The sequence below is a fragment of the Nocardioides sp. LMS-CY genome (assembly GCF_018732145.1).
Classification (GTDB): Bacteria; Actinomycetota; Actinomycetes; order Propionibacteriales; family Nocardioidaceae; genus Nocardioides; species Nocardioides soli.
Genome location: NZ_CP076104.1, coordinates 3,443,399 through 3,467,732 on the forward strand (window position 1 = coordinate 3,443,399; position 24,334 = coordinate 3,467,732).

Annotated in this window: 20 protein-coding genes; 6 read left to right on the forward strand and 14 right to left on the reverse strand. The window is 72.9% G+C overall.

The genetic code is table 11. The features are described 5' to 3' along the window. Positions 1-66 precede the first annotated feature (66 nt). Both KM427_RS16455 and KM427_RS16460 read right to left on the reverse strand, forming a co-directional pair. Positions 67-1,908 (reverse strand): KUP/HAK/KT family potassium transporter, encoded by a 1,842-nt coding sequence (locus KM427_RS16455; protein WP_215524599.1) that lies wholly within the window; start codon positions 1,906-1,908, stop codon positions 67-69. A gap of 45 nt (positions 1,909-1,953) precedes the next feature. After that, positions 1,954-2,901: a TIGR03557 family F420-dependent LLM class oxidoreductase gene (locus KM427_RS16460; RefSeq protein WP_215524600.1), complete on the reverse strand. Its 948-nt coding sequence runs from the start codon at positions 2,899-2,901 to the stop codon at positions 1,954-1,956. Positions 2,902-2,995: 94 nt separating this feature from the next. Between KM427_RS16460 and KM427_RS16465 the strand changes: the two genes are divergently transcribed. Continuing rightward, positions 2,996-3,961 carry an iron-containing redox enzyme family protein gene (locus KM427_RS16465; protein WP_183594046.1) on the forward strand — a complete coding sequence of 322 codons (966 nt, stop codon included), beginning with the start codon at positions 2,996-2,998 and terminating at the stop codon, positions 3,959-3,961. Next, complete coding sequence (locus KM427_RS16470) at positions 3,958-4,161, forward strand: CDGSH iron-sulfur domain-containing protein (RefSeq protein WP_183594045.1); 204 nt, start codon at positions 3,958-3,960, stop codon at positions 4,159-4,161. The genes KM427_RS16465 and KM427_RS16470 overlap by 4 nt, the downstream gene beginning before the upstream one ends. Positions 4,162-4,184: 23 nt before the next feature. On the opposite strand, the gene KM427_RS16475 is transcribed toward KM427_RS16470, so the two are convergent. Beyond that, positions 4,185-4,802 (reverse strand): RsmD family RNA methyltransferase, encoded by a 618-nt coding sequence (locus KM427_RS16475; RefSeq protein WP_252274573.1) that lies wholly within the window; start codon positions 4,800-4,802, stop codon positions 4,185-4,187. 1 nt (position 4,803) lies between these two features. Further along, positions 4,804-5,424: a flavodoxin family protein gene (locus KM427_RS16480; protein WP_215524601.1), complete on the reverse strand. Its 621-nt coding sequence runs from the start codon at positions 5,422-5,424 to the stop codon at positions 4,804-4,806. Between the two features lie 99 nt (positions 5,425-5,523). Here KM427_RS16480 and KM427_RS16485 point away from each other — a divergent pair, with 99 nt between their 5' ends. Beyond that, positions 5,524-6,897 carry an outer membrane protein assembly factor BamB family protein gene (locus tag KM427_RS16485; RefSeq protein ID WP_215524602.1) on the forward strand — a complete coding sequence of 458 codons (1,374 nt, stop codon included), beginning with the start codon at positions 5,524-5,526 and terminating at the stop codon, positions 6,895-6,897. Here the strand turns inward: KM427_RS16485 and mmuM are convergent. Continuing rightward, positions 6,881-7,771, reverse strand: a complete 891-nt coding sequence (gene mmuM / locus KM427_RS16490; protein ID WP_252274575.1) for a homocysteine S-methyltransferase — start codon at positions 7,769-7,771, stop codon at positions 6,881-6,883. The genes KM427_RS16485 and mmuM overlap by 17 nt on opposite strands. Positions 7,772-7,857: 86 nt before the next feature. Between mmuM and KM427_RS16495 the strand changes: the two genes are divergently transcribed. Continuing rightward, positions 7,858-8,577, forward strand: coding sequence for a response regulator transcription factor (locus KM427_RS16495; protein WP_246391224.1), 720 nt, complete (start codon positions 7,858-7,860; stop codon positions 8,575-8,577). Between the two features lie 16 nt (positions 8,578-8,593). Here the strand turns inward: KM427_RS16495 and KM427_RS16500 are convergent, their stop codons facing one another. Genes KM427_RS16500 through glnA form a run of 4 tightly spaced genes read right to left on the reverse strand, consistent with a single transcriptional unit; the run spans position 8,594 to position 14,035 of the window. Beyond that, on the reverse strand, positions 8,594-11,602 hold the full coding sequence (locus tag KM427_RS16500; RefSeq protein WP_215524604.1) for a bifunctional [glutamine synthetase] adenylyltransferase/[glutamine synthetase]-adenylyl-L-tyrosine phosphorylase: 3,009 nt from the start codon (positions 11,600-11,602) through the stop codon (positions 8,594-8,596). Then, complete coding sequence (locus KM427_RS16505) at positions 11,599-12,336, reverse strand: type 1 glutamine amidotransferase (protein WP_215524605.1); 738 nt, start codon at positions 12,334-12,336, stop codon at positions 11,599-11,601. The genes KM427_RS16500 and KM427_RS16505 overlap by 4 nt, the downstream gene beginning before the upstream one ends. Beyond that, positions 12,333-12,695 (reverse strand): hypothetical protein, encoded by a 363-nt coding sequence (locus KM427_RS16510; RefSeq protein WP_215524606.1) that lies wholly within the window; start codon positions 12,693-12,695, stop codon positions 12,333-12,335. Before KM427_RS16510 ends, KM427_RS16505 begins: the two co-directional genes overlap by 4 nt. Then, positions 12,695-14,035, reverse strand: a complete 1,341-nt coding sequence (gene glnA / locus KM427_RS16515; protein ID WP_183594037.1) for a type I glutamate--ammonia ligase — start codon at positions 14,033-14,035, stop codon at positions 12,695-12,697. Before glnA ends, KM427_RS16510 begins: the two co-directional genes overlap by 1 nt. Before the next feature lie 48 nt (positions 14,036-14,083). Here glnA and KM427_RS16520 point away from each other — a divergent pair, with 48 nt between their 5' ends. Continuing rightward, entirely contained in the window at positions 14,084-15,154 is a 1,071-nt protein-coding gene (locus tag KM427_RS16520; RefSeq protein WP_215524607.1) for a S1C family serine protease, read from the forward strand. A 6-nt stretch (positions 15,155-15,160) separates the two neighbouring features. Here KM427_RS16520 and KM427_RS16525 read toward each other — a convergent pair whose 3' ends face one another. Then, the gene (locus tag KM427_RS16525) at positions 15,161-16,408 is read right to left on the reverse strand and encodes an arginine deiminase (RefSeq protein ID WP_183594035.1); all 1,248 of its coding nucleotides are present in this window, start codon (positions 16,406-16,408) and stop codon (positions 15,161-15,163) included. Between the two features lie 52 nt (positions 16,409-16,460). After that, a complete protein-coding gene (locus KM427_RS16530) occupies positions 16,461-17,915 on the reverse strand; it encodes a basic amino acid/polyamine antiporter (protein WP_252274577.1) in 1,455 nt (484 codons plus the stop codon). A gap of 440 nt (positions 17,916-18,355) precedes the next feature. Between KM427_RS16530 and KM427_RS25740 the strand changes: the two genes are divergently transcribed. Next, positions 18,356-19,732: an HNH endonuclease gene (locus KM427_RS25740; protein WP_215524609.1), complete on the forward strand. Its 1,377-nt coding sequence runs from the start codon at positions 18,356-18,358 to the stop codon at positions 19,730-19,732. A 145-nt stretch (positions 19,733-19,877) separates the two neighbouring features. On the opposite strand, the gene KM427_RS16540 is transcribed toward KM427_RS25740, so the two are convergent. From KM427_RS16540 to KM427_RS16550, 3 genes are all read right to left on the reverse strand, one after another. Then, a complete protein-coding gene (locus KM427_RS16540) occupies positions 19,878-20,171 on the reverse strand; it encodes a hypothetical protein (RefSeq protein WP_215524610.1) in 294 nt (97 codons plus the stop codon). 79 nt (positions 20,172-20,250) lie between these two features. Beyond that, positions 20,251-22,302, reverse strand: a complete 2,052-nt coding sequence (locus KM427_RS16545) for a phosphoinositide-specific phospholipase C-related protein (RefSeq protein ID WP_215524611.1) — start codon at positions 22,300-22,302, stop codon at positions 20,251-20,253. A 1-nt stretch (position 22,303) separates the two neighbouring features. Continuing rightward, positions 22,304-24,328, reverse strand: coding sequence for an NAD(+) synthase (locus KM427_RS16550; protein WP_215524612.1), 2,025 nt, complete (start codon positions 24,326-24,328; stop codon positions 22,304-22,306). Positions 24,329-24,334: the final 6 nt, after the last annotated feature.

The following is a 24,334-nucleotide window of genomic DNA, read 5'->3' on the forward strand; positions in this document are numbered from 1 at the left end:
TTGAGGAAGACGACGTACCTCCCCACCGGGAAGATCCGGTTCCACCGACGCACGTGAGGTTCGGGGTCACAGATCGAACTCCCGCCCGATCACGATCGTCCGCTCCCGCGGCAGGTCCAGGTGCTCGGCCCGGTCGGTCGCCAGGCGGTGCAGCAACAGGAACACCCGCTGCCGCCAGGCGGCCATGGCGCCGGACCGGGACAGCCGAGGGATCGAGTCCGAGAGCAGGTACGTCGCCTCGTCCGGGTCGATGTCGAGCCGCTCGCGGTCCCGCTCCCGCGCCACGGCCAGCACGCGCTGCACCGAGAGCCGCTCGCGGTAGCCGAGCGTCACGGAGACCCCGAACACGCCCCGGCAGCGGCCGTCGAAGTCGTCGACCTCGACCACGGCCCCGTGTGCGCGGGCCGACGGGGTGTCGCGGACGTCCCAGCTGAGCAGCACCACCCGCTCCGGGAGCACCCGGGCGCGCTCGACGACGGTCCGCAGCGCGAAGGGCGCGACCTCCCGATCGTCGGTGAGGAAGACCGACGTGCCCGGCGTTCGGTACAGGCGGGCGTCGAGCCCCTCGAGCAGCTCACGCGGTGTGCCCTCGGCGCGAGCGCGCGCCGCGGCCAGCCGGCGCTGCCCGTCGCGCCAGGTCCACATCACCACGAACGCCGTGAGGCCGATCCCGACCGGCGCCCACCCGCCCGAGACCACCTTCGGCAGCGTGGCGACGAAGAACGCCAGCATCGCGAGCAGGCCGAGGCCGGCGACACCCTGGCGCAGCGTCGGCCGACCCGCCCTGCTGCGGTCGAGCAGCAGGAAGATCGTGACGGTGGTCAGGATCGTGCCCGCCACGGCGACGCCGTACGCCGAGGCCAGCCGGTCGGAGCTGCGGAAGAGCACGACGACGAGGAGCACCGCCGCGGCCAGCGCCCAGTTGACGGCCGGCAGGTAGATCCGCCCACCCTCCTCCTCGGAGGTGTGGCGGGTGAGCAGGTGCGGGAAGATCCCGAGCCCGCCGGCCTGATGGAGCACCGTGAACGCACCGGCGATCACCGCCTCGGACGCGATGATCGTCGCCAGCGTGGCGAGCACCAGCACCGGGATCGTCGCCCAGCCCGGCACGACCGCGTAGAAGGGGTCCGCGGCGGCGCCCGGGTCGCGCACGACGGCGGCGGCCTCCCCGAGGTAGGCGAGCACCAGCGCCGGCAGCACCACGAGCAGCCAGGCGCGGGCGATGGCCCGGCGGCCGAAGTGGCCGAGGTCGGCGTACAGCGCCTCCGCTCCGGTGATCGCGAGGATCACCGCGCCCAGCGACAGGAACGCCGTGAGCGGCTCGTCGAGGAAGAACCGGACCGCCCAGAGGGGCGACAGCGCCCGGAGCGCGTCCGGCTCCCGCGCGAGCGACGCGACCCCGCCCGCGGCGAGCGTCGCGAACCAGAGCACCATGACGGGTCCGTAGAGCGCCCCGATCCGCCCGCTGCCGACCCGCTGGAGCACGAAGACGCCGCTCAGGATCACGAGTGCGATCGGCACGACGACCACCTTCATCGACGAGCTGGCGACCTTGAGTCCCTCGGCCGCCGACAGCACCGAGATGGCGGGCGTGATCACCGAGTCGCCGAGGAACAGCCCGGCCCCGACCATCGCGACCATCGTGGCCACGGCGACCACCCGGGCCGGGGCGCCGGTACGCCGCAGCAGCCCCAGCAGCGCCAGCAGTCCGCCCTCGCCGTCGTTGTCGGTGCCGAGCAGCACGCCGACGTACAGCATGGTGACGACGACGAGCAGCGACCAGATGACGGTGGAGGTCAGTCCGTAAACGGTGGCCCGGTCGAGCGAGCCGCCCTCGTCGAGGATCGTGCGCAGCGCGTAGAGCGGGCTGGTGCCGATGTCGCCGAAGACCACCCCCAGCGCCCCCACCACCACGAGGAGACCCCCGCGGCGCCCGCCGCCCGCCATCGGACCTCAGCCGAACTCCGGCAGCACGTGCTCGCCGTAGAACTCGATCATCGCCTGGTGGTGCGGCCCCATGTTCGCGACGTAGAGCTCGTCGTAGCCGGCCTCGGCGTACTCGCGGACCTGCTCCAGATGCGGCGCAGGGTCGCTACCGGCGACCACGGACTCGCGGGTGGAGTCCAACGTGACCAGCTCCGTCACCTGCTCGAAGTGCTCGACCGTGGGCAGGATCTGCGCCAGTTCGCCCGGCAGCCCGGCGTTCGGCCAGAGCCGGTGGGCGTGCTCCCAGCCCTCCTCGGGGGTCGGCGCGAACGCGACCTTGGCACCGGCCTGCGCCGGCTTCCCCGCGGAGCCCCGCTTGAACCGGCTCACCAGATCGGCGTCGGGTGACGTACCGATGTAGCCGTCGCCGATCCGGACGGCCAGCTCGGCGGCCTTGGGGCCGAACGCGGAGACGAAGACCTCCGGCGGTGTGTCGGGCACGTTGTAGATCCGGGCGTGCTCGACCGTGTAGTGCCGGCCGCGGTGGGTGACCACCTCGCCGGTCCAGAGTCGACGGATCAGCGCGACGGCCTCCTCCAGCATCTCCAGGCGTACGTCGAGGGTCGGCCACGGCTCGCCCAGGATGCTCTCGTTGAGCGCCTCCCCCGTGCCGACCCCGAGCGTGAACCGGCCACCGAGCAGCTCGGCGGAGGTGGCCGCGGCCTGCGCGACGATCGCGGGATGGATCCGCGTGGTCGGGCAGGTGACCGCAGTCGTCACCGGCAGGCCGCACACCTGGCTGATCGCGCCGATCATGCTCCACACGTGCGGGCTGTTGCCCTGCTCGTCGTTCCACGGGTGGAAGTGGTCGCTGATCCACAGGCCCTGGAAGCCCGCCCCCTCGGCGGCCCGCGCCTGGGCGAGCAGCTCGGCGGGGGCGTACTCCTCGGTCGACAGGAAGTATCCGATGCGCATGACCCGGAAGTACCCCCGCGTCCCGCGCCGATGCGGGCCGGCTCACCCGTGCGGGCGGCGCGTGTCCCGGTCACGGTGCGGGTACGGGTCGGCCATGCACCGACCCCGGCTCCCCCTACCCCGCGGCCCCCTGTCCGAAGAGCTCCTCGACGCACTACCGGTCGGCACCGACTTCCGCGCGACCCTCGCGGCGGCTCCCAGCGCCACCGGCGACGACGCCGCGCTCGCCCTCTGGGTGCTCCACGAGCTCCACTACCGCGGCTTCGCCGGGGTCGACGACGCACTCGAGTGGGAGCCCACGCTGGTCCGGGTGCGCACGCTGCTCGAACGCGACCTCGAGACCCGGCTGCGCGCCAGGTGCACGCCGCCCGAGGGCCGCCCGTTCGTCGCGGACGTCCTCGGATGGATCGACGACCAGGAGGGCGTCTCGCTCGCCCGCCACGTCCACCACGACGCCGACCGCGACCAAGTGCTCGACCTGCTGCGCGCCCGCTCGCTCTACCACCTCAAGGAGTCCGACCCGGTCTCCTGGCTGGTTCCCCGGCTCGGCGTACCCGCGAAGGCCGCGCTCATGGAGCTTCAGTACGACGAGTACGGCGACGGCGACCCCAACCGGCTGCACCACCACCTGTTCGCCCTCGGGATGGCGGCCTGCGGGCTCGAGCCGGCGTACGACGCCCACGTCGACGTCGCACCGGCCGAGGCGCTGGAGCAGAACAACGCCCTGACGCTCTTCGGCCTGCACCGCCGACTGCGCGGGGCCGCGCTCGGCCATCTCGCGGCCTTCGAGGCGACCAGCTCGCTCCCGTCCCGCCGAATGGTGCACGGTCTCGAGCGGCTCGGCTTCCCCGACGAGCTGGTCGCCTACTACGCCGAGCACGTCGAGGCGGACGCGATCCACGAGCAGCTCGCGGTGCGCACCATCTGCGGCGCCCTGCTGGCGGAGGAGCCGGAGCTCGAGGGAGACCTGTGGTTCGGCGCCTTCACCTGTCTCGACCTCGAGGACCGCTTCGCCCGGGCGATGCTGCAGCGCTGGGGCGTCGAGGAGCGTGCGGCATGAGCTACGACCACCCCGACGTCATCCTCTGCCCGGGCGGGCCGATGCTGCTGCGCGGACGGCACACCGTCGAGGACGCCGACGGGGTCCCCCACGAGACCACCCGGCCGGTGACCGCCGTCTGCCGGTGCAGCAGGTCGGCGTCGTACCCGTGGTGCGACGACACCCACAAGGTGCTCCCGCCGAAGCTGCGTCCGGCCTGAGGCCGACCTGAGGCAGAGCGGCGCTACGCCAGGTCGAGTCGTACGACGACCCCGCGGTCGTAGCGCCGCACCTCGACGACCTCGGCGGCGTCGACGCTCTCCAGCAGGCCGACCTGCTCGACGGTGCCGAGCTGCAGCAGCGCGCTGCCGCCCGGCAGCAGGTGCCGGCGGGCCACGGCCACGCAGGTCCGAGCCAGGTCCAGCCCGTCGTCGCCCCCGTCGATCGCCCGGAGCGGGTCCTCGGGATAGCGGCCGACCTCGGCCCGGCGTACCCACGGCGGATCGGCGACCACGACGGCGAAGCGCTCCTCGTCGCGCACCACCTCCTCCATGCGGCCCACCCGTACCTCCACCCGGTCGGCGAGCCCGGCCGCCTCGGCGTTGCGCCGGGCGAACCCGCAGGCCACCGGATCCACATCCACACAGACCAGCGAACGCGCCGTGTCGAGCACCGCCAACAGCCCGATCTGCCCGGCGCCGGCGCACAGCTCGAGCATCGGCCCGGCCGGACCGGTCGCCGCCAGCTCCGCCGCCCACGCCGACTGCGCGGCCGTCCACGGCCGTGGACGCAACACGCGGTGGTCGAAGCTGATCCGCAGCATCCCGAAGTCCGTCGTCTCGACGGTGCCGGTCTCGGTCACGTCAGTCTCCCGCCGGTGCGGGGTACGGCGCCGCCGCGAGCAGCCGGGCCAGGTGGACGGTGTGCCGGGCGAGGGACTCGTTGGTGGAGCCGGTCTTCTCGGGCGTTTCGTCGAGATCGAGGTAGTCGGTGGTCTGCATCGCCTCGCCGACCCAGTAGGTGCTGGCGTTGGCCGCGACGCTGAATCCCGTGTCGTTGAGCGCCTGCAGCACCTCGGCGACCACGTGGTGCGCGCCGTCCTCGTTGCCGACGACGGCCACGGCGGCCACCTTGCCCTCAGTGAGCATCCGGCCTTCGTCGTCGGTCTCGCCCAGCTCGGCGTCGAGTCGTTCGAGGGTCATCTTGCACACCGACGACGGCTGACCCATCCAGATCGGCGTCGCGAGCACCAGGATGTCGCTGGCGAGCATCTTCTCCCGGATGCCCGGCCAGGCGTCGCCGTCGCCCTCGTCGATGCCGACCCCGAACCGCACGTCGTGGTCGACCACCCGGACGATCTCGCCACCGACGCCGAGCCGCTCGAGCTGTCCGAGGACCTGCTCCCCGATCAAATGGGAGCTCGACTCCGCGGGAGACGGCTTCAGGGTGCACACGAGGATCAGCGCGCGGAGGGCATCGGTCATGGCCCGCCGGTGCCCGCTGGTGCCGCTCGGCATGCGAGTGGCTCGGAGCATCTACAGTGGCCCTCCACTCACGCCGGACCGACGAGGAGGTGGCCGCCCGTGACCCTGGAGTCGCCTCCGTTCTGTCCGCACTGCGAGGAGCCGCTCTCGCCGAACGTCGGCTACTGCCCCCGGTGTGGCAAGGACGTCCTCACCCGGCCGGAGCCGCCGGCCCCGGCTCCGGTGCCCGAGCCGATCCTGTTCCAGGAAGCGGTCGACGAGGCGCCGGACGCCGTCGGCACGGACCCCGCGGAGACCTCACGATGGCGCCGGACGGCCGTGATCGCGGTGAGCGCCGTGGCCGCCCTGGCGGTGGCCGGCACGGCCTGGGGGGTGCTGCGCGGCGACACCGACGAGGACTACTGGACCACGCGCCTCGCTCAGCCGGCGGGCGTGACGGCCCGGCCGGAGCTGGCCTGGACCTGGACGGGCGAGAGCGCCGTCCAGATGGTCGTCTCGGCCGGGTCCACGACGTACGTCGCGACGACCGAGGCGGTCCACGCGCTGGACCCCGAGGGCCGCGAGGACTGGTCGACGGACCTGTCCGGAGCCGCCTACCTGATGGCGCCGGCCGGGGCCGACTACCTCCTGGTGCTGGGGTTCCAGAGCGGAGAGGTGACCGCACTCGACCCGCACGACGGCGCGGAGCTCTGGACCCGACCGGGCGACGACGTCGACGACGCCGGCGACCGCGTGGTCCTGCTCGCCGACGGGACGGCCCACGTGATCGACGCCCGGTCCGGGCGCGAGCGGTGGAGCACCGCGGCCGCCACGGGGGTGGCGACAGGGCCGGACGCGGTGTACGTCGTCGACGACGACCGCCTGCGCCGTCTCGACCTCGACGACGGCGACGAGGTCTGGTCGGCGCCGGTCGACGACGCCAGCTCGTCGTCCGGGTTCAACGCGATCACGGTCGCCGACGGCTTCGTCGTCACCGCGGGGACGCACGAGGCGCGCGCCTTCGACAGCGACAGCGGCGCGCCCCGCTGGACCGCCGACATCGACGTCGCGGCCGAGGCCTACGGCCCGCCGGTCGGCCAGGCCTCCCGGTCGACGGTCTTCGTCTGGGGTGAGGAGCCCCGGCGGGCGGTGATCTACGACGCACGCGGCCGCACCGGATCGGTGCCGGGCGACGACCCGAGCGGCTTCTACGTGCTGGCGGTGCACGGAGCCGGCGGCGACTTCCTGGTGACGATGGACGGCACCGTGTACGACGACGACCTCGACGAGGTCGGCACCTCGCACCCCCACCTCTCCGCGGTCAGCGGCGACGGCGTCTACGACCTGACCTCGGACACGGTCTCGTTCTTCGCCTTCGACGCCACCGAGCCGGCCTGGCGGCTCGACCTGGCGCACGCCGACCCCCGCTACCTCGAGGCCGGCGACGGCACCGTCGTCGTGGTCTCCGACGACACGGTCAGCCTCTACCGCTGAGCCGCGCGCGCAGCTCGCCGATCAGTCCCGGCCCGACCCGGCAGCAGCCGCCGACGTACGCCGCGCCCGCCGCGACCCAGCCCGGCGCCAGCGCGACGTCGTACTCCGGAGCGCCCGTCCAGGCGTGCCGCTCTGCGTCCCACGCCTCCCCCAGGTTCGGGTAGGCGACGCCGGGCAGCCCGGTGGCGGTGCGGGCCGCCGCGAGCGCCCCGCCCACGTCGTACGGCGAGGAGCAGTTCACCCCGACCGCGACCAGCGGCTCGCAGCCCGCCACCACGTCGTACGCCGCGGTCAGCGGCTGCCCGGCGCGGGTGGCGTCGCCGGCCACGGCGTAGGAGAACCAGGCGGGCAGGCCGAGGTCGGCCAGCAGCGACACCAGCACCTCCGCCTCGTCGACGTCCGGCACCGTCTCGACCGCGAGCAGGTCGGGCCCGGCGGCGGCGAGCAGCTCGAGGCGGGGCGCATGGAAGTCGCGGAGCACCCGCGCCGAGACGCCGTAGCGCCCGCGGTACTCGGATCCGTCGGCCAGGTAGGCGCCGTACGGGCCGACGGACGCGGCGACCAGCAGCGGTCGCCCGAGCTCGTCGGCGAGCCGGTCCCGGGTGTCGCGGGCCACCGTGACGCTGGCGCGGATCACCGCCTCGGCGCGGGTCCGTTCGAGACCGGCGGCCACCAGTCCCGGCACGCTCGCCTGGTAGCTCGCCGTGGTGGCGACGTCCGCTCCGGCGCGGTAATAGGCCTCGTGCACCGCGGCGATCTCGCCCGGGTCGTCGAGCAGCAGGCGGGCGGTCCACAGGTCGGAGGACAGGTCGTGTCCGCGGTCCTCCAGGGCGTTGGAGAGACCGCCGTCGAGGGTCACCACAGAGTCGGGCACCCGCCCATTCAACCGGTTGCCGACCGCCTCCGCGGCACGACCCGACCCGAGGTCGGCACCGGTTACCGGACGGTCGCCTCCGGAGCATGGCATCATCCGTCGACATGGAGGGAGTTCCCGACCGGCCGCGGCGCGTCGTCGTCGTCGAGGACGACCGCGACATCCGCGAGTTGATCGCACACACGCTCGCCGACCTCGGCATGGAGGTCACGGCCGTCGACACCGGCACGGACGGCGTCGAGGCGGTGCGCGAGCTGCGACCCGACCTGGTCACGCTCGACCTGAGCCTCCCCGGCATCGACGGCATCGAGGTGTGCCGGCAGGTCCGCGAGATCAGCGACGCGTACATCATCATGGTCACCGCCCGCTCCGACGAGATCGACCGTCTGCTCGGGCTCGAGACCGGAGCCGACGACTTCATGGCGAAGCCGTTCAGCCCGCGCGAACTGCAGGCCCGGGCGAACGCGATGTTCCGGCGCCCCCGCCCCGGCCTCGGTGACCTCGCCGACGTGCTGGTGCACGGTGGGCTGCGGGTGGACGTCTCCGCCCGCCGGGTCTTCCGCGACGGCGAGGAGCTGTCGCTCACCCGCACCGAGTTCGACCTGCTCACCGAGCTGATGCGCAACCCGACCCGGGTCGCGACCCGCGAGGACCTGCTCAAGGCGGTGTGGGACACGCCCTGGGTCGGCGACACCCACGTGGTCGAGGTGCACGTTGGCAACCTGCGCCGCAAGCTGGGTGGGGCGCGCTACATCCGCACGGTGCGGGGCGTCGGCTACCGGATGGAGGAGCCGGCGGAGGGCTGAGGCCGGTCCGGAACGGTCAGGCCCAGAACACCCGGTCGACCACGTTGCGCGCGAGCCGGGTGTAGCGCAGCTGGTCGTTGACCATCGCATCGGACGACCCCGGCGGATAGCCCAGGACCGCCGCGACCGCGGCCCGCTCCCGGAAGTCGTGCGGCAGCTCGTCGCCGGGCTTACCGCGCACCAGCGTGACGGCGTTGCGGACGCGGCTGACCCGGCGCCAGCTCTGCTGGAGCACGGCGGCGTCGTCGTCCCCGATCAGCCCGGCCTCGCGGGCCGCGGCGAGGGCGTCCAGGGTGCGCAGGGTGCGCAACCCGGGGACGCTGCCGGCGTACCGCATCTGGAGCAGCTGCACGGTCCACTCGATGTCGGCGAGCCCGCCGCGGCCGAGCTTGAGGTGGGTGTGCGGGTCGGCACCGCGCGGCAGCCGCTCGGAGTCGACCCGGGCCTTGATCCGGCGCACCTCGACCACGTCGTCCTCGGTGATGCCCGCGGGCGGGTAGCGCAGCGGGGCGATCAGCTCCTCGAAGCGCTGCCGCAGGCCGGGGTCGCCGACCACCGCGTCGGCGCGGAGCAGCGCCTGTGCCTCCCAGACCTTCGACCACCGGGCGTAGTAGCCGGCGTAGCCCTCGAGGGTGCGCACCAGCGGCCCCTGCCGGCCCTCCGGCCGCAGGTCGGCGTCGACCTCGAGCGCCGGGTCGGGTCCGGGCAGCGCGAGCAGCCGGCGCAGCTCGTTGGCGACCGCCTGGGCGTACGTCGCGGCCGCCTGCGGGTCGACTCCCGGCAGCGGGTCGTGCACGAACATCACGTCTGCGTCGCTGCCGTAGGACAGCTCGAATCCGCCGTAGCGCCCCATCGCGACGATCGCCATCCGGGTCGGCGCCTCGTCGAGGCCGCGCTGGGTGCGGGCGGCCCGGCCGGCGACCGCGAGCGTCGCCTCCAGGGTCGCGTCGGTGAGGCGGGAGAGCCCGGCGCCGACGTCGGCGACGTCGGTCAGGCCGAGCAGGTCGCCGGCCGCGATCCGCAGCAGCTCCCGGCGCCGGATGCCGCGGACGGCGCGCACGGCGGCCTCGGGCTGGTCGTGCCGGCTCGCCGAGGCGAGCATCTCCTCGGTGAGCGCCTCGGCGGTCAGGGGCTGCAGGTCGCCGCCCAGCATCCGCACGCCCTGCGGCTCGCGCTCGAGCAGGTCGGTGGCGTAGCGCGAGGTCGCGAGGATCCGGGCCAGCCGCTCGGCGACCTCTCCCTCGTCGCGCAGCGTGGAGAGGTACCACGGGGTGGCGCCCAGCGACTCGCTGATCCGCCGGAAACCCCACAGCCCGGCGTCGGGGTCGGGCGCGTCGGCGAACCAGGACAGCAGCACCGGCAGCAGGGTCCGCTGGATCTGCGCCGTGCGGCTGACCCCCGCGGTCAGCGCCTCGAGGTGCCGCAGCGCGGCGCTCGGGTCGGCGAACCCGAGCGCGGCCAGCCGCAGCTGCGCCGCCTCCGGGGTCAGCCGGGCCTCGTCGCCCGGGATCCTCGCAACGGCGGTCAGCAGCGGCCGGTAGAAGAGCTTCTCGTGCAGCCGCCGCACCTCGCGGCGGTGGTGCTGCCAGGTCTTGTCGAGGGTGCCGACCGGGTCGGAGAAGAGGCCCATGCTGCGGCCGAGGCGGCGCAACGAGGCCTCGTCGGCGGGCACGACGTGCGTCCGCCGCAGCCCGTGCAGCTGGATGCGGTGCTCGAGCGTGCGCAGGAAGGCGTACGCCGCGTGCAGCGCCTCCCCGTCGGCGCGCCCGACGTACCCGCCCCGGGTCAGCTCGGCGAGCGCGCTGAGCGTGGTGGGCGGCCGGATCCGCTCGTCGGCCCGGCCGTGCACGAGCTGGAGCAGCTGCACGGCGAACTCGACGTCACGCAGTCCCCCGGCGCCGAGCTTGAGCTGGCGCTCGGCCTCCTTGGCGGGGATGTGGTCGAGCACCCGGCGGCGCATCGCCTGGGTGTCCTCCACGAAGCCGTCGCGGCCCGCCGCCGACCAGACCATCGGCGCGGTCAGCTCGACGAACTCACGACCCAGCGCGAGGTCGCCGGCCACCGGCCGGGCCTTGAGCAGCGCCTGGAACTCCCACGTGCTCGCCCAGCGCTCGTAGTAGCCGCGGTGGCTGGCGATGGTGCGCACCAGCGGACCGGCCTTGCCCTCGGGCCGGAGGTTGGCGTCGACCGGCCAGATCGTGCCCTCGCCGGTGTGGTCGGAGCAGACCCGCATCAGGTGACTGGCGAGCTGGGTGGCGACCTTGAGTGCGGCCGCGTCGTCCGTGGTTCCTGAGGAGGCGAGGGACGAGCCGTCTCGAAGGGCGCCCTCGGCCGGCGCGTAGGCGTAGATCACGTCGACGTCGGAGACGTAGTTGAGCTCCCGGCCGCCGCACTTGCCCATCGCGACGACGGCGAGCCGGGCGAGCCCGGCGTCGGGCACCCGCTGCCGGGCGACGGCGAGCGCCGCCTCGAGGGTGCCGGCGGCGAGGTCGGACAGCTCGGCGGCGGCGTCGTCGACCTCGAGCCGGTGCGCGAGGTCGCGCGCCGCGAGCCGGAGCAGCAGGCGGCGGTACTCCACCCGCAGCGCGTCGACCGCCTCGGCGTCGGGCCGGGTCGCGACCGGTACGTCGGCGTCGGGGTCCGCACCGACCGCGGCCAGCAGCGCCGCCCGCAGCGCCCAGGCGGCCGACCGGGTCGAGGCGAGTGCCGGGTCGCGCAGCTCGTGCCAGTGCTCGGGATGCCGGGCCAGGTGGTCGCTCAGCGCCTCGCTCGCGCCGAGCACGCCGAGCAGCCGCATGGCGGTGTCGTCGTCCTCGACGAGGGTCGCGAGCAGGGCGTCGGCGTCGCCGGCGCTCGCCCGCAGCCGGACCAGCCCGGCCAGCGCGGCGTCCGGGTCGGCGGTGCGACCCAGCGCGCCCAGCAGCGGCTCGGCGGCACCGAGCCCCGCCAGGGCCGCCTGCGCGGCCTCCGGGTCCTGGAACCCGAGCCGCACCAGGCCGCCCTTGCTCGTCGCCGTCCGGGTCATCGCCCAGCGGCGTCCGTGGTCCGGTCGCCGAGCAGGGCCGCGAAGCTCTCGGCGAGCGGCCGCCACGCGGCGTCGAGCTCGGCCCGCGCCGCGCGCACGTCGGCGAGCAGGGCGTCGGTGTCGATCCCCCGGGTCGCGTGGCTGCCCCGGTCCACCTCGGCCCAGGGCCGCAGCATGACGTCGTCGACCTCCGGGTGCAGCTGCACGCCCCACATGGCCGGCCCGAAGCGGGCGGCCTGCACCTCGCCCTCCGGGGTCGCGGCCAGCAGCACCGCGCCGTCCGGGAGCGCGGTCACGATGTCGTCGTTCCACTGCACGCCGCGGCGCGGCGTCGCCAGCGGCCCGAGCAGCGGGTCGGCGGCCGCCTCGGCGGTCCACCCGAGCGCGAGCAGGCCGACCTGCTGGCCGCGCGGGTTGCGCTCGACCGTGCCGCCGAGGGCGACCGCGGCCAGCTGGTGCCCCAGGCAGATGCCGAGCGTGGGCAGCGCGACGTCCCGCGCCTCGCGCAGCAGCTGCTTCACCGGGCCCAGCCAGGCGTGCGACTCGTCGTCGTTGGCACCCATCGGGCCGCCGAGCACCACCAGTCCGTCGTACTCGCCGAGCTCGGGCAGCGGCTCCCCGGCGTAGGGCCGGCACACCTCGACCGCGCACCCGGCCTCGTCGAGCCAGACGCCCAGCCAGCCGACCGGGCACTCGGCGTCGTGCTCGACGACCAGCACCCGCCGCGCGCTCACCGAGGTCCCCGCTCCGGGGCGAAGGTGATCACGAGCAGGCCGATGCCGGCGACCACCGTCAGCAGGCCGATCCAGACCGGCACCAGCAGCACCGACAGCGCCGCCGTCAGCACCCCGGTGGCGATGCACAGCCGGCGGGCCGCCGGGGAGCGGCCACGGACCGCGCGCAGCGTCGCGAGGGCGGCCGCACCGACCACCACCGCGATCGCGAGCACGATCGCGCCGTACACCTCGTAGTCGCCGGCGACGAGCGGCACGCCGACCAACACCAGCACGACCGCGAACCCGACGATGACGAAGAGCAGCCGACGCAGCACCTTCGTGCGGTCGTCGGTGAGGAACTCCGGGCCCTCCGTCATCAGATCACCGGGAGCATGCGGTCGCGCTCGTACGCCGAGACCTGGCCGCGGTAGTCGTCCCACTCGGCGCGCTTGTTGCGCAGGAAGAAGTCGAAGACGTGCTCGCCGAGCGTCTCGGCCAGCAGCTCGGAGTCCTCGGCGATCTCGATCGCGTCGTGCAGGCTCTTCGGCAGCGGGTCGATGCCCAGGCTCTTGCGCTCGCGCTCCGAGAGCGACCAGACATCGTCCTCGGCCTCCCGCGGCAGCTCGTAACCCTCCTCGATGCCCTTCATGCCGGCCGCGAGCACCACGGCGTACGCGAGGTAGGGGTTGCACGCGGCATCGAGCGTGCGCAGCTCGACCCGGGTGGACTGGCCCTTGAGCGGCTTGTACATCGGCACCCGGATCATCGCCGACCGGTTGTTGTGCCCCCAGCAGACGTACGACGGCGCCTCGGCGCCCCACAGCATCCGCTTGTAGCTGTTCACCCACTGGTTGGTGACGCAGCTGATCTCGCTCGCGTGCTTGAGGATGCCGGCGATGAAGCCGCGGCCGGTCTTGGAGAGCTGGTACTCCGCGCCCGCCTCGAAGAACGCGTTGTTGTCGCCCTCGAAGAGCGAGACGTGGGTGTGCATGCCCGAGCCCGGCTGGTCGGTGAACGGCTTGGGCATGAACGACGCCCAGATGCCCTGCGTCAGCGCGACCTCGCGCACGACGGTGCGGAAGGTCATGATGTTGTCGGCGGTGGTGAGCGCGTCGGCGTAGCGCAGGTCGATCTCCTGCTGGCCGGGGCCGCCCTCGTGGTGGCTGAACTCCACCGAGATGCCCATCGCCTCGAGCATCGTGATCGCCTCGCGCCGGAAGTCGGCGCCGCGCGACTGCGCGGTGTGGTCGAAGTAGCCGCTGCGGTCGACCGGGATCGGCTCGGCGCCCGACGCCGGCACGTCCTTGAACAGGTAGAACTCGATCTCGGGGTGGGTGTAGAACGTGAACCCCTTGTCGGCCGCGGTGCTCAGGGTGCGCTTGAGCACGTAGCGCGGGTCGGCGTACGACGGTGAGCCGTCGGGCATCGAGATGTCGCAGAACATCCGGGCCGTGGACGGCCCGTCGCCGCTGCGCCACGGCAGGATCTGGAACGTGGACGGATCGGGCTTGGCCAGCATGTCGGACTCGTAGACGCGGGCGAATCCCTCGATCGAGGAGCCGTCGAAGCCGATGCCCTCCGAGAACGCCTGCTCGAGCTCGGCCGGGGCGACCGCGACCGACTTGAGGAAGCCGAGCACGTCGGTGAACCAGAGCCGGACGAACCGGACGTCACGCTCCTCGAGAGCGCGGAGAACGAAGTCTTCCTGCTTGCCCATGGGGCCAGCCTATTGGCTGGTCCCCCGGGCTTCCCCTAGCGTCGCCTCGTGGACGCGACACCTCGGATCCTGGCGCATCCCTACCTGATCGTGGCGCTGGCCCTCGTCGCCGGTCTCGTGGGTGGCGGTGTCGTGGTCGGCGTTCGTGAGCTGGCCGGGTCGGACGACTCCCCCAGCGGGTCGGCCGGCCCCGGCTGCGACGTGGAGCGGGTGGCGGCCGCGACCCTGCCCTCCGTGGTGACGCTGCAGGTCACGACCGCCGAGGGCGAGGGCAACGGGTCGGGCGTCGTGGTCGAGACGACTCCGGGCCGCCGCTACATCCTGACCAACGAGCACGTCGTCGGCTCGGGCGATCCGGGCACCGACATCCGGGTGATCTACAGCGACGGCCGCAGCGCCGTCGGCCAGGTCGTGGGCGCCGATGCGGTGACCGACCTGGCCGTGGTCGAGAGCGAGCCGGACGCCGCACCCGTCGAGGTCGGGAGCTCGGGCGACCTCCGCATCGGGCAGCCGGTCATCGCGCTGGGCGCCCCGCTCGGGCTCAGCTCGACCGTCACCACCGGGATCGTGAGCGCGACGGACAGGTACGTGCGGGTCCCCTCGGCGGCCGGGTCGTCCCACCACCTCGTCGGGGCGATCCAGACGGACGCGTCGATCAACCCGGGCAACAGCGGTGGCGCGCTCGTTGACTGCGACGGGGAACTCGTCGGCGTCAACTCCGCGGGCGCCTCGCCGCCGGGCGACCAGGGCAGCGTGGGGTTGAACTTCGCGATCCCCTCCTCGCTCTTCACCACGATCGCCACCGAGCTGGTCGACCACGGCCGGGTCCGCCACCCCACGCTCGGCCTGCAGGTCGCCGCGGTGTCCGTCGACACCGCGAAGAGCACCGGCCTGCCCACCGGTCTCTTCGTCCAGGAGGTGGTGCCCGGTGGCCCCGCCGAGCAGGCCGGCCTCCGGCCGGGCGACGTCATCATGGAGCTCGACGGACGCCGGGTCTCGGTGCCCGACGACCTCGTGCAGATCGAGCTCGAGGCGACGATCGGGCAGCCCGTCGACGTCACCTTCGAGCGCGCCGGCGAGCAGCAGACGGTGCCCGTGACCCCTGAGTCCGCGGGCTGAGGCCGGTCAGAAGTCCACTGGGTCGCGGGTGATCGGGCAGGTCATGCAGTGCCCGCCACCCCGGCCCCGGCCGAGCTCGGCGCCGACGATCGTGATCACCTCGATGCCCGCCTTGCGCAGCAGCGTGTTGGTGAGCGTGTTGCGGTCGTAGGTGAAGACGACGCCGGGCTCCAGCGCGACGGCGTTGTTGCCGCTGTCCCACTGCTGCCGCTCCGACTGGTAGACGTCCCCGCCGGTGTCGATGACCCGGAGCGACGGCAGCCCGAGCTCGCGCGCCACCACGTCGACGAACGCCGCCGCGCCCTCGTCGCGCACCTCGACCCCCGGCGCCCGGTCGGACGGCGTCAGCGTGAACGTGTGCACCGCGTCCATGATCGTCGGGTAGAGCGTGACGATGTCGCGGTCCACGAACGTGAACACCGTGTCGAGGTGCATCGCCGAGCGCAGCTTCGGCATGCCCGCCACGATCACCCGCGTCGCGGCGCCCTGCTCGAAGAGCGCCTTCGCGACCTGGGTGATCGCCTGCCGCGACGTACGCTCACTCATGCCGATCAGCACGACGCCGTTGCCGACCGGCATCACGTCGCCGCCCTCGAAGCTGGCCTGACCCCACTCCCGCTCCGGGTCGCCCCACCAGATCGTGGAGCCGACGTAGTCGGGGTGGTGCTGGTAGATCGCCTTGTAGAGGAGGGTCTCCTCCTTGCGCGCCGCCCAGTACAGCGGGTTCATCGTCAGTCCGCCGTAGAGCCAGCAGGTGGTGTCGCGGGTGTAGAGGGTGTTGGGCAGCGGCGGCATCAGGTACTCCCGCGCCCCCGTCGACTCCCGGGCCAGGTTGATGTAGTCGGAGCGGAAGTCGTCGGGGAGGTCGTTGGTCGCCAGGCCGCCGATCAGGAACTCCGCGAGCTGCCGGTCCGGTAGCGCCTCGAGATAGCCGCGGGCGTCGTCGACCAGCCCGAGGCCCACTTGATTGGGCACAATCTTGCGATCCAGGATCCAGTCCTTCGCGCCCGGCACGGCGAGCGTCTGCGCCAGCAGGTCGTGGAGCTCGACGACCTCGACGCCGCGCTGGGTCAGCTTGTTGACGAAGTCCGCGTGGTCGCGCTGGGCGTTCTCGACCCACATGACGTCGTCGAAGAGCAGCTCGTCGTTGTTGCTCGGGGTGAGCCTGCGGTGCGCGAGGCCGGGCGCGCACACCAACACCTTGCGCAGCCGTCCCACCTCGGAGTGCACGCCGTACGTCTCGGAGACGCTCATCGGGGTTCCTTTCTGTGCCATGGATCTGCGTCGTGGAGGTCAGGGTCGGGGGTCAGAGGACGATGCGGCCGGTCCACAGCCCGATCGCACCGATGACGCCACCGGCGACGATCAGCGCGAAGAGCGCGATCTCCGCCGGCGTGAACAGGCGCCGACCGTGCTCGCTGCGCGCCTTGATGTAGAGCAGCGACGCCGGGGCGAGGATGACCGTCATCAGCAGCACGAACTTCATGCCGGCGGCGTCGAAGAGGAAGATCGTGTACGCCGTCGCGACGCCGGCGACGATCGTCTCCTTGCGTCTGACGGCCGCCGCCACCCCGTCGTACGTCTCACCGGTGAGGCCCAGCTTGAGCGCGTACGCCGCGGCCAGCAGGTAGGGCAGCAGGGCGAGACACGTGGAGAGGTCGAGCATGAAGTTCAGCGCGTCGGTCACGAACAGCGTCAGCGCGAGCAGCCCCTGCACCGCCAGCGAGGTGACGACGAGCGCCGTGATCGGGGTGCCGTTAGCGTTCTCCTGACCGAGGAACTCCGGGAAGTCGTCCTGGCGCGCCGGGATGTACATCACCTCGGCCGCCATCAGCGTCCACGCGAGGTAGGCGCCCAGCACCGACACGATCACGGCGACGCTGATGAAGACCTCGCCCCAGTCCCCCACGACCGTCTCGAAGACGCCGACCATCGACGGCTGCCGGGTGTCCGCTAGCTCGGGCTGCGGGACGACGGAGTAGCTGGAGAGCGTGACCAGCGCGAAGATCGACAGCACACTGAGGAAGCCGAGCACCGTCGCCCGGCCGACGTCCTCGCGGCGCCGCGCGTAGCGCGAGTAGACGCTCGCCCCCTCGATGCCGATGAAGACGAACGTCGTGATCAGCATCGTGTTGCGGATCTGCTCGTTGAGGTTGCCGAGGTCCCCGTATCCGTAGGCCGTCCAGTTGTCGGAGAACACGCCGGCGTCGAAGTTCACGAACAGCACGACGATGAAGACCAGGATCGGGATGATCTTGAAGACCGTCACGATGCGGTTGATCACCGCCGCGTCGCGGACCCCGCGCGCGACCAGGTAGTGGAACATCCAGACCCCGACGGTGCCGACGGCGACCGCGAGGAACGTGTCCCCGTCGCCGAAGCTGTCGAAGAACGCGCCGACGGTCGCGGTCATGAACACCCAGTAGAAGGTGTTGCCGGCCACCGCGCTCGCCCAGAAGCCGATGGCGGAGTTGAAGCCGGCATAGTCGCCGAACCCGGCCTTCGCGTAGATGAAGACACCCGAGTCGAGGTCGGGCCGGCGGATCGCGAGATTCTGGAAGACGAACGCGAGCATCAGCATGCCGGTGCCGGCGATCGCCCAGGCGATCAGCGAGCCCAGGATCCCGGTGGCGACGCCGAAGCGGGCCGGCAGCGAGAAGACGCCCGCACCCACCATGCTGCCGACCACCATCGCCGTCAGCGTCGGCACGCTCATCTTCGCGACGGCGCCGCCCGAAGCCGCCTCGGTCTGGGTGCTCATGGTGCCTCCTCGATCGTGAAGCGGGCGCAGTCGTACGGCACGCTCAGCGCGCGCCCGGCGCACCGGCGCTCGGCACAGCGGCCGGTTGGAGCAGCAAGCACGCCGATGCTCCCCCAGCCCCCACCCCCTCCGCCTCACCCACTCCGGGCGAAGCGGCCCGCCCGAAGCACCCCGTGGCCGAGGTGCGAAAGCGCGCCCACGGTGGTTGAGGAAGGCGCGCTAGCGCCTGTCTCGAAACCACCACCCAGCACCCGACCCCACATCCGCCGACGCAGCGGGGTTTCGAGACGGTTGCTAGCGCAACCTCCTCAACCAACGTCCTCGGGGCCACGGTGGTTGAGGAAGGCGCGCTAGCGCCTGTCTCGAAACCACCACGAACCTGGGCGAAACTCGCCGCCCAACCCCTTATGTGATCGAACAATCGTTCGATACAATGAGGTATGGCGCTGCTCTCGGACACCCACCTCGACCCCCCGGTCGACGGCGGTGCCATGCCCGAGATGCCCGACGTGTCCGCGATGTCGGGGATGAGCGAGGCGGAGCTGGTGGACGCGATCCGCGCCCTCGAGGACACCAAAGCGAAGGCCTGCGCGGCCCAGGCGCGGTTGACCCGGGCACTCGATGCCCGCGTGAAGGCCCGGCACGCCGACCAGGGGGTGCCGGCGGCGCGGCGGGGGCGGGACGTGCCCGGGCTGGTGGCCTACGCCCGTCGGGAGTCTCCCGCGCGTGGGTCGCGGTTGTTGGGGTTCGCGCACGCCCTGACCGAGCTCCCCTCGACGGAGGCCGCGCTGGCGGCCGGGGTGGTGTCGGAGTGGCGGGCGATCCTGATCGCCCGGGAGACCGCCTGCCTCCAGCCCGGGCACCGGGCCCGGGTGGACGCCGAGCTGTGCGCCCCCGACTCCGATGGCGCGTATCGGTTCGAGGGGTGGGGCGACCGACGACTCGTCGCGCAGACCCGGGCGCTGGTCGCCGGCCTGGACCCGGCCGCGGTGGTCGACCGCCGCGCCCGCGCGGAGGCCGACCGGTACGTGAGCCTGCGGCCCGCGCCGGACACGATGGCCCGGCTCTCGGTACTGCTCCCGGTCGCCCAGGGTGTCGCGGCCTACGCCACCCTGACCCGGGCCGCCGACCAGGTCCGCGCCCAAGGCGACTCCCGGTCACGGGGTCAGGTGATGACCGACACCCTCGTCACCCTGATCACCGGACAAGCCACCGCGGAGGCGGTCCCGGTCACGATCAACCTGACCGTCTCCGACCACACCCTCCTCGCCGGCGGACACCAGCCCGCCTGGCTGACCGGCTACGGCCCGATCACCGCCGACCACGCCCGCGACCTCGCCGCCACCGCGCTCGCCCAGGCACAGACGGCGCGGACGGCGCTGCGGCGGCTCTACGTGGCCCCCGAGACCGGCACCCTCGTCGCCATGGAATCGAAGACCCGGGCGTTCCCCAAGGCCCTCGGCCTGTTCCTCGACCTCCGCGACCAGACCTGTCGCACCCCCTGGTGCAACGCCCCGGTCCGCCACCACGACCACATCACCGACCACGCCGATGGCGGCCCCACCTCCGCGATCAACGGCCAAGGCCTCTGCGAACAGTGCAACCACACCAAACAAGCCCCCGGCTGGCGAGCCACCCCCATCACCGGCCCACCCGCGAGCACCGACACCCAGCACACCGTCGAGACCACCCTGCCCACCGGCCACGTCATCCGATCAACAGCACCACGCGCACCCACCCCCAGCCGCGTCGTGCCCCTCATGGGAGGCGAGCTCTACTACACCGACCTCCACATCGCCATCGACTACGCCGCTTGACCCGAGCGACCCAGGCGACCCGAGCAGACCGCAAGCCGCCCAGCAGCCGACACCCCCTACGGCGACCACACAAACCCGGTAAGCGCGTCACCGGCCGCAACCACCGGCTGACCGCACCGCTCCGGGCATCACACTCGAAGGCAGGTCAGCAACGACCGGTGAGGTAGAGCAGGGGCCCCTCGTCCTCGGACAGCCAGGTGCCCGCGGTCCACATGACATGCTTGGCCAGCTGCCGGGACGTGGGCTCGGCCGTGGTGACGAAGGGCCGCACCTCGGTCCAGGCGGTGCGGGCATCCTCGGCGTCGAACCACTCGAGCTGCCCGTGGCCGTAGAGGTCCAGCACGATCGGCACGCCCGCGGCGACCAGCTCGTCCGCGGCTCGCCGGCCGGTTCGCGTGCCGTGGCGGGCGTAGCCGCGACCGTCGGGTCCGGTGATCATGCCTCGATCGCGGTGCTCCGGCCGCTGACACCCCAGGAGATCGACGCGCACGTGCTGACCGTATCGGGGCCGAGGCGGCTCAGAGCCCGTTGAGCTCGTCGACGACCTCCATCAGGTCGCCGCGGTCGTAGTAGTCCACCGCGACGTAGTTGGGCAGCATCCCGCGCTCGGCCCGGCACTGCTCGACCCTCGGCAGCAGCACCTCACGCGCATTGACCCGCTCCGCGTTGGTGATCTCGGCGGTCTTGTCGGTGATCCAGTGGTTGACGAGGAAGAGCGGGGCGTCGACGGAGCCTCGGTTGGGCGCGCAGCTGAACTCGCCGGGGCGACGGAAGAGGAACGGCGTGTCCTGCACCTCGTCGAAGCCCTGCAGGAGCCACGGATGCGCCGTACCCCCACCCCGGTTCTCCATCAGCACGACCAGACGCCGGCCCGAGGCGATCATCTCGCCGAGCGTCGGCCAGGTGTCTCCGCCCTGCTCGTGCACGTACGGCAGCAGCCCGGCCCGTTCGATGAGCGCGACCGTGTCGTCGGGGCTCACCTCGTCCTGGACGAAGAGCGTGACCACCTCGTCGGGGTGCGCGACGAGCCAGTCGTGCACCTCGCGCAGGCTCCGCAGCCATGGCGTCGCGCCGAGCTCGCACAGGCCGTGGCAGAGGTACGACTCGACGGCGCCCTGCGGGGTGAGTCCGAGCGCGTCGCGGATCCGCAGCGCGCTGCGCACGGTGGCGGCGCCGAGCTCAGACTCCGCCTGGGCGATGGCCTTGGCCCGGTGCTCATCGGCGGTGGCGATGACTCCCGGACGGTCGGTGCGCTGGCCGTACCAGCTGTCGATCAGCAGCACCCGGATGCCGTGGTCGAGCTGGTCGACGATGCCGTCGGGCTGCTCGGGGAAGAACCACCCCTCGCTCGCCGCCGCCATCGAGTTGTGGGTCGCGGGGTAGGCGATCTCGTCGTAGCGCCGGTCGCACAGCTCGACGTGGCCGTTGCAGCCCTCGCGCGGAGCGGCCGAGGTGACCGCGAGCCGGTGCTCGACGGGGAGGGCGGAGAGGACCGTGGCTCCGACGAGGCCGGCGGCGGCGAGGGCGATCCAGGTACGCCGCCGGGGACTGCGGCCGAGCGCCACCAGGGCCGAGACCACGGCGAGGGTCAGCAGGCCGACGCCGAGGAGCGCGAGACCCACGGTGGCCACCCGGGCGGGCTGGAGGACGAGCGCCGCCCCGAGCACGGCGAGCACCACCGCGCGGGCCGCAAGCCGGCGCGGTGGCACATCGAGGTCGACGAGCCGGCGCACGTCCTCGAGCCGCGGCCACCTCGTGGCCGTCGCCACGGCGGTCGCCAGCGCCCCGAGCGCCACCACGACGCCCGCGGTCACCCAGAACGGCCCGTCCAGCTCGCTCCACGCAGCGCGGCGTACGGCGCCCGCCAGCGTGCCCGGGTCGAGCCGGTCGACGACGAAGCCCACCACGACGAGCAGGCCGGCGAGCCCCAGGCCGGCCGCCAGGACGCCGCGGCCGACCTCGCGCGTCACCCGGCGGACCGTCCCCGGACCACGCTCCCGGAGGACGCCTGCCAGCACGAGCAACGCCAGTCCCAGCACCGGACAGAGCCAGGCGAGCAGCTCCACGAGGTGCACCGAGCCGACCACGCTCCCGGAGTACTCCTGGCCGCCGAACCGCGACAGCCGCACGTCCAGATCGGCCGGCACCGCGGCCCTGGCCTCCGGCGCCGCGACCGCCAGCGACCCGACCACGACCGCGCCGACGTCGGCCAGCCGGAGCACGACGGCGTCGTCACGGCCGAGCACCAGCGCGTCGTACAGCGGTCGGACGCCGGCCCGCACCACCGGGCCGAGCGCCGGGCTCGCCACGACGGACGTGGCCGTGCTCTCGACCAGTGGCCGGATCGCCACGAGATCGGGCTGCTCGTCCAGGAGTCGGTCGGTCAGCAGCGCACCTACCTGCCGAGAGACACCGGGGTCGGACCGGACCGCGTCGACGTGTGCGGCGAAGCGGCCGGCGTCGAGCACCTCGCGATTGACGACGCCGCAGGCCGCACCGATCAGCACCAGCAGGGCGCCGAGGCAAGCGACCGCAGCGAGTACGCCGCGGCCCGGGTCTCGGGTGGCCACCTCAGTCCGGGACCGACGCGAGGTCGGCCAGCCAGGCCGCCGCGCTGGCGTCGGAGGGCATTCGCCAGTCGCCGCGCGGCGACATGGTGCCGCCGTGGCTGACCTTCGGCCCGTTCGGGAGCGCGGAGCGCTTGAACTGGCTGGCGAAGAAGCGTCGGACGAACACGTCGAGCCACGTCCGGATCGTCGCCAGGTCGAAGGCGACCCGGCGGTCGTCGGGGAAGTTCGGCGGCCACTCCCCCGCGTTGGCGTCGTGCCAGGCGTGCCAGGCGAGGAAGGCGATCTTGCGCGGCGGGTAGCCGAGGCGCAGCACGTGGAAGAGCGTGAAGTCCTGGAGCGAGTAGGGCCCGACCGACGCCTCGGTCGACTGCGGCAGCTGGTCCTCGCGATGCGGCACCAGCTCGGGGGTGATCTCCTGCGCGACGACCTCGGCGAGTACGTCGTTGGTGTCGTCGCCGAACTGCCCGGAGCCGATCACCCAGCGGATCAGGTGCTGGATCAGCGTCTTCGGTACGCCGGCGTTGACGTTGTAGTGGGACATCTGGTCGCCCACGCCGTACGTGCACCAGCCCAGCGCCAGCTCGGAGAGGTCGCCGGTGCCGACCACGATCCCGCCGCGGTGGTTGGCGAGCCGGAAGAGGTAGTCGGTGCGCAGCCCGGCCTGGACGTTCTCGAACGTGACGTCGTAGACCTCCTCGCCCTGCGCGTAGGGGTGGCCGAGGTCGGCCAGCAGCTCCCGTGCCGCCGCGGTGATGTCGATCTCCTGCATGGTGATGCCGAGCGACTCCGCGAGCCGCCACGCGTAGCCCTTGGTGCGCTCGCCGGTCGCGAAGCCGGGCAGCGTGAAGCCGTGGATCTCGCTGCGCGGCCGGCCGAGCCGGTCCATCGCCTTGGCCGCGACGATCAGCGCGTGCGTCGAGTCGAGGCCGCCGCTGATGCCGATCACCACCTTCGGCTGGCCAATCGCAGCCAGGCGCTGCTCGAGCCCGGAGACCTGGATGTTGTAGGCCTCGTAGCAGTCCTGCGCGAGGCGCTCGGGGTCGTCCGGCACGAAAGGGAACCGGTCCACCTTGCGGCGCAGCCCGATGTCACCCGCAGGCGGCGCGAGCTCGAAGTCGACGGTCCGGAAGTCTCGGCCGACCGCGCGACGGTTGTCGTCGAAGGTGCCCGTCCGGAGCCGCTCCAGCCGCAGCCGGTCGAGGTCGACGTCGGCGACCGACCTCCGCGGCCCGTCGGGGAACCGCTCGGACTCGACGAGCAGCTCGCCGTTCTCGTAGACCATCGTCTGGCCGTCCCAGGACAGGTCCGTGGTCGACTCGCCCTGGCCGGCAGCGGCATAGAGGTACGCCGCGAGGCAGCGGCTCGACGCGCTCCGGGCGTGCAGGTGCCGGTCGCTCGCGCGGCCGACGGTGATCGGGCTGCCGGAGATGTTCGCGAGCACGGTCGCGCCGGCGAGCGACGCCTCGGCGCTCGGCGACACCGGCACCCACAGGTCCTCGCACACCTCGACGTGCAGCACCAGCCCGCGCACGTCGTCGGCCCGGAAGAGCAGGTCCGGCCCGATCGGCACCTCCTGGCCCGCGAGCACCGTGGTGCCGCGCACGTCGTCCCCGGGCGCGAACCAGCGGCGCTCGTAGAACTCGCGGTAGGTCGGCAGGTACGACTTCGGGGCCACGCCCAGGATCCGGCCGCGGTGGATCACCACGGCGGCGTTCAGCACGCGGTTGCCGTGCTCGACGGGCGCGCCGACCACCAGGACCGGCAGCAGGTCGAGCGACGCCGCGACGATCTCGGCGATCGCGTCGGCCACGGCGTCGAGCAGCGGGTCCTGCAGGAAGAGGTCGTCGACGGCGTACCCGCTCAGGCAGAGCTCGGGAAAGATCGCGACCGCGACGCCGTCGTCGGAGCAGGCCCGGGCCTGCTCCAGCACGGCGCGAGCGTTGGTCGCGGGGTCGGCCACCCGGATCGGGACGGTGCACGCGGCCACCCGGGCGAACCCCTGGGCGTAGGCGGAGTAGAAGTCCACGGCCCA

What these genes read in the sequence shown, in the direction of transcription:
- KM427_RS16460 (WP_215524600.1), bottom strand. Translation starts at nt 2,901, where the DNA reads ATGCGCATCGGATACTTCCTGTCGACCGAGGAGTACGCCCCCGCCGAG.
- KM427_RS16465 (WP_183594046.1), top strand. Translation starts at nt 2,996, where the DNA reads ATGCACCGACCCCGGCTCCCCCTACCCCGCGGCCCCCTGTCCGAAGAG.
- KM427_RS16470 (WP_183594045.1), top strand. Translation starts at nt 3,958, where the DNA reads ATGAGCTACGACCACCCCGACGTCATCCTCTGCCCGGGCGGGCCGATG.
- KM427_RS16480 (WP_215524601.1), bottom strand. Translation starts at nt 5,424, where the DNA reads ATGACCGATGCCCTCCGCGCGCTGATCCTCGTGTGCACCCTGAAGCCG.
- KM427_RS16495 (WP_246391224.1), top strand. Translation starts at nt 7,858, where the DNA reads ATGGCATCATCCGTCGACATGGAGGGAGTTCCCGACCGGCCGCGGCGC.
- KM427_RS16500 (WP_215524604.1), bottom strand. Translation starts at nt 11,602, where the DNA reads ATGACCCGGACGGCGACGAGCAAGGGCGGCCTGGTGCGGCTCGGGTTC.
- KM427_RS16510 (WP_215524606.1), bottom strand. Translation starts at nt 12,695, where the DNA reads ATGACGGAGGGCCCGGAGTTCCTCACCGACGACCGCACGAAGGTGCTG.
- glnA (WP_183594037.1), bottom strand. Translation starts at nt 14,035, where the DNA reads ATGGGCAAGCAGGAAGACTTCGTTCTCCGCGCTCTCGAGGAGCGTGAC.
- KM427_RS16525 (WP_183594035.1), bottom strand. Translation starts at nt 16,408, where the DNA reads ATGAGCGTCTCCGAGACGTACGGCGTGCACTCCGAGGTGGGACGGCTG.
- KM427_RS16530 (WP_252274577.1), bottom strand. Translation starts at nt 17,915, where the DNA reads ATGAGCACCCAGACCGAGGCGGCTTCGGGCGGCGCCGTCGCGAAGATG.
- KM427_RS25740 (WP_215524609.1), top strand. Translation starts at nt 18,356, where the DNA reads ATGGCGCTGCTCTCGGACACCCACCTCGACCCCCCGGTCGACGGCGGT.
- KM427_RS16540 (WP_215524610.1), bottom strand. Translation starts at nt 20,171, where the DNA reads ATGATCACCGGACCCGACGGTCGCGGCTACGCCCGCCACGGCACGCGA.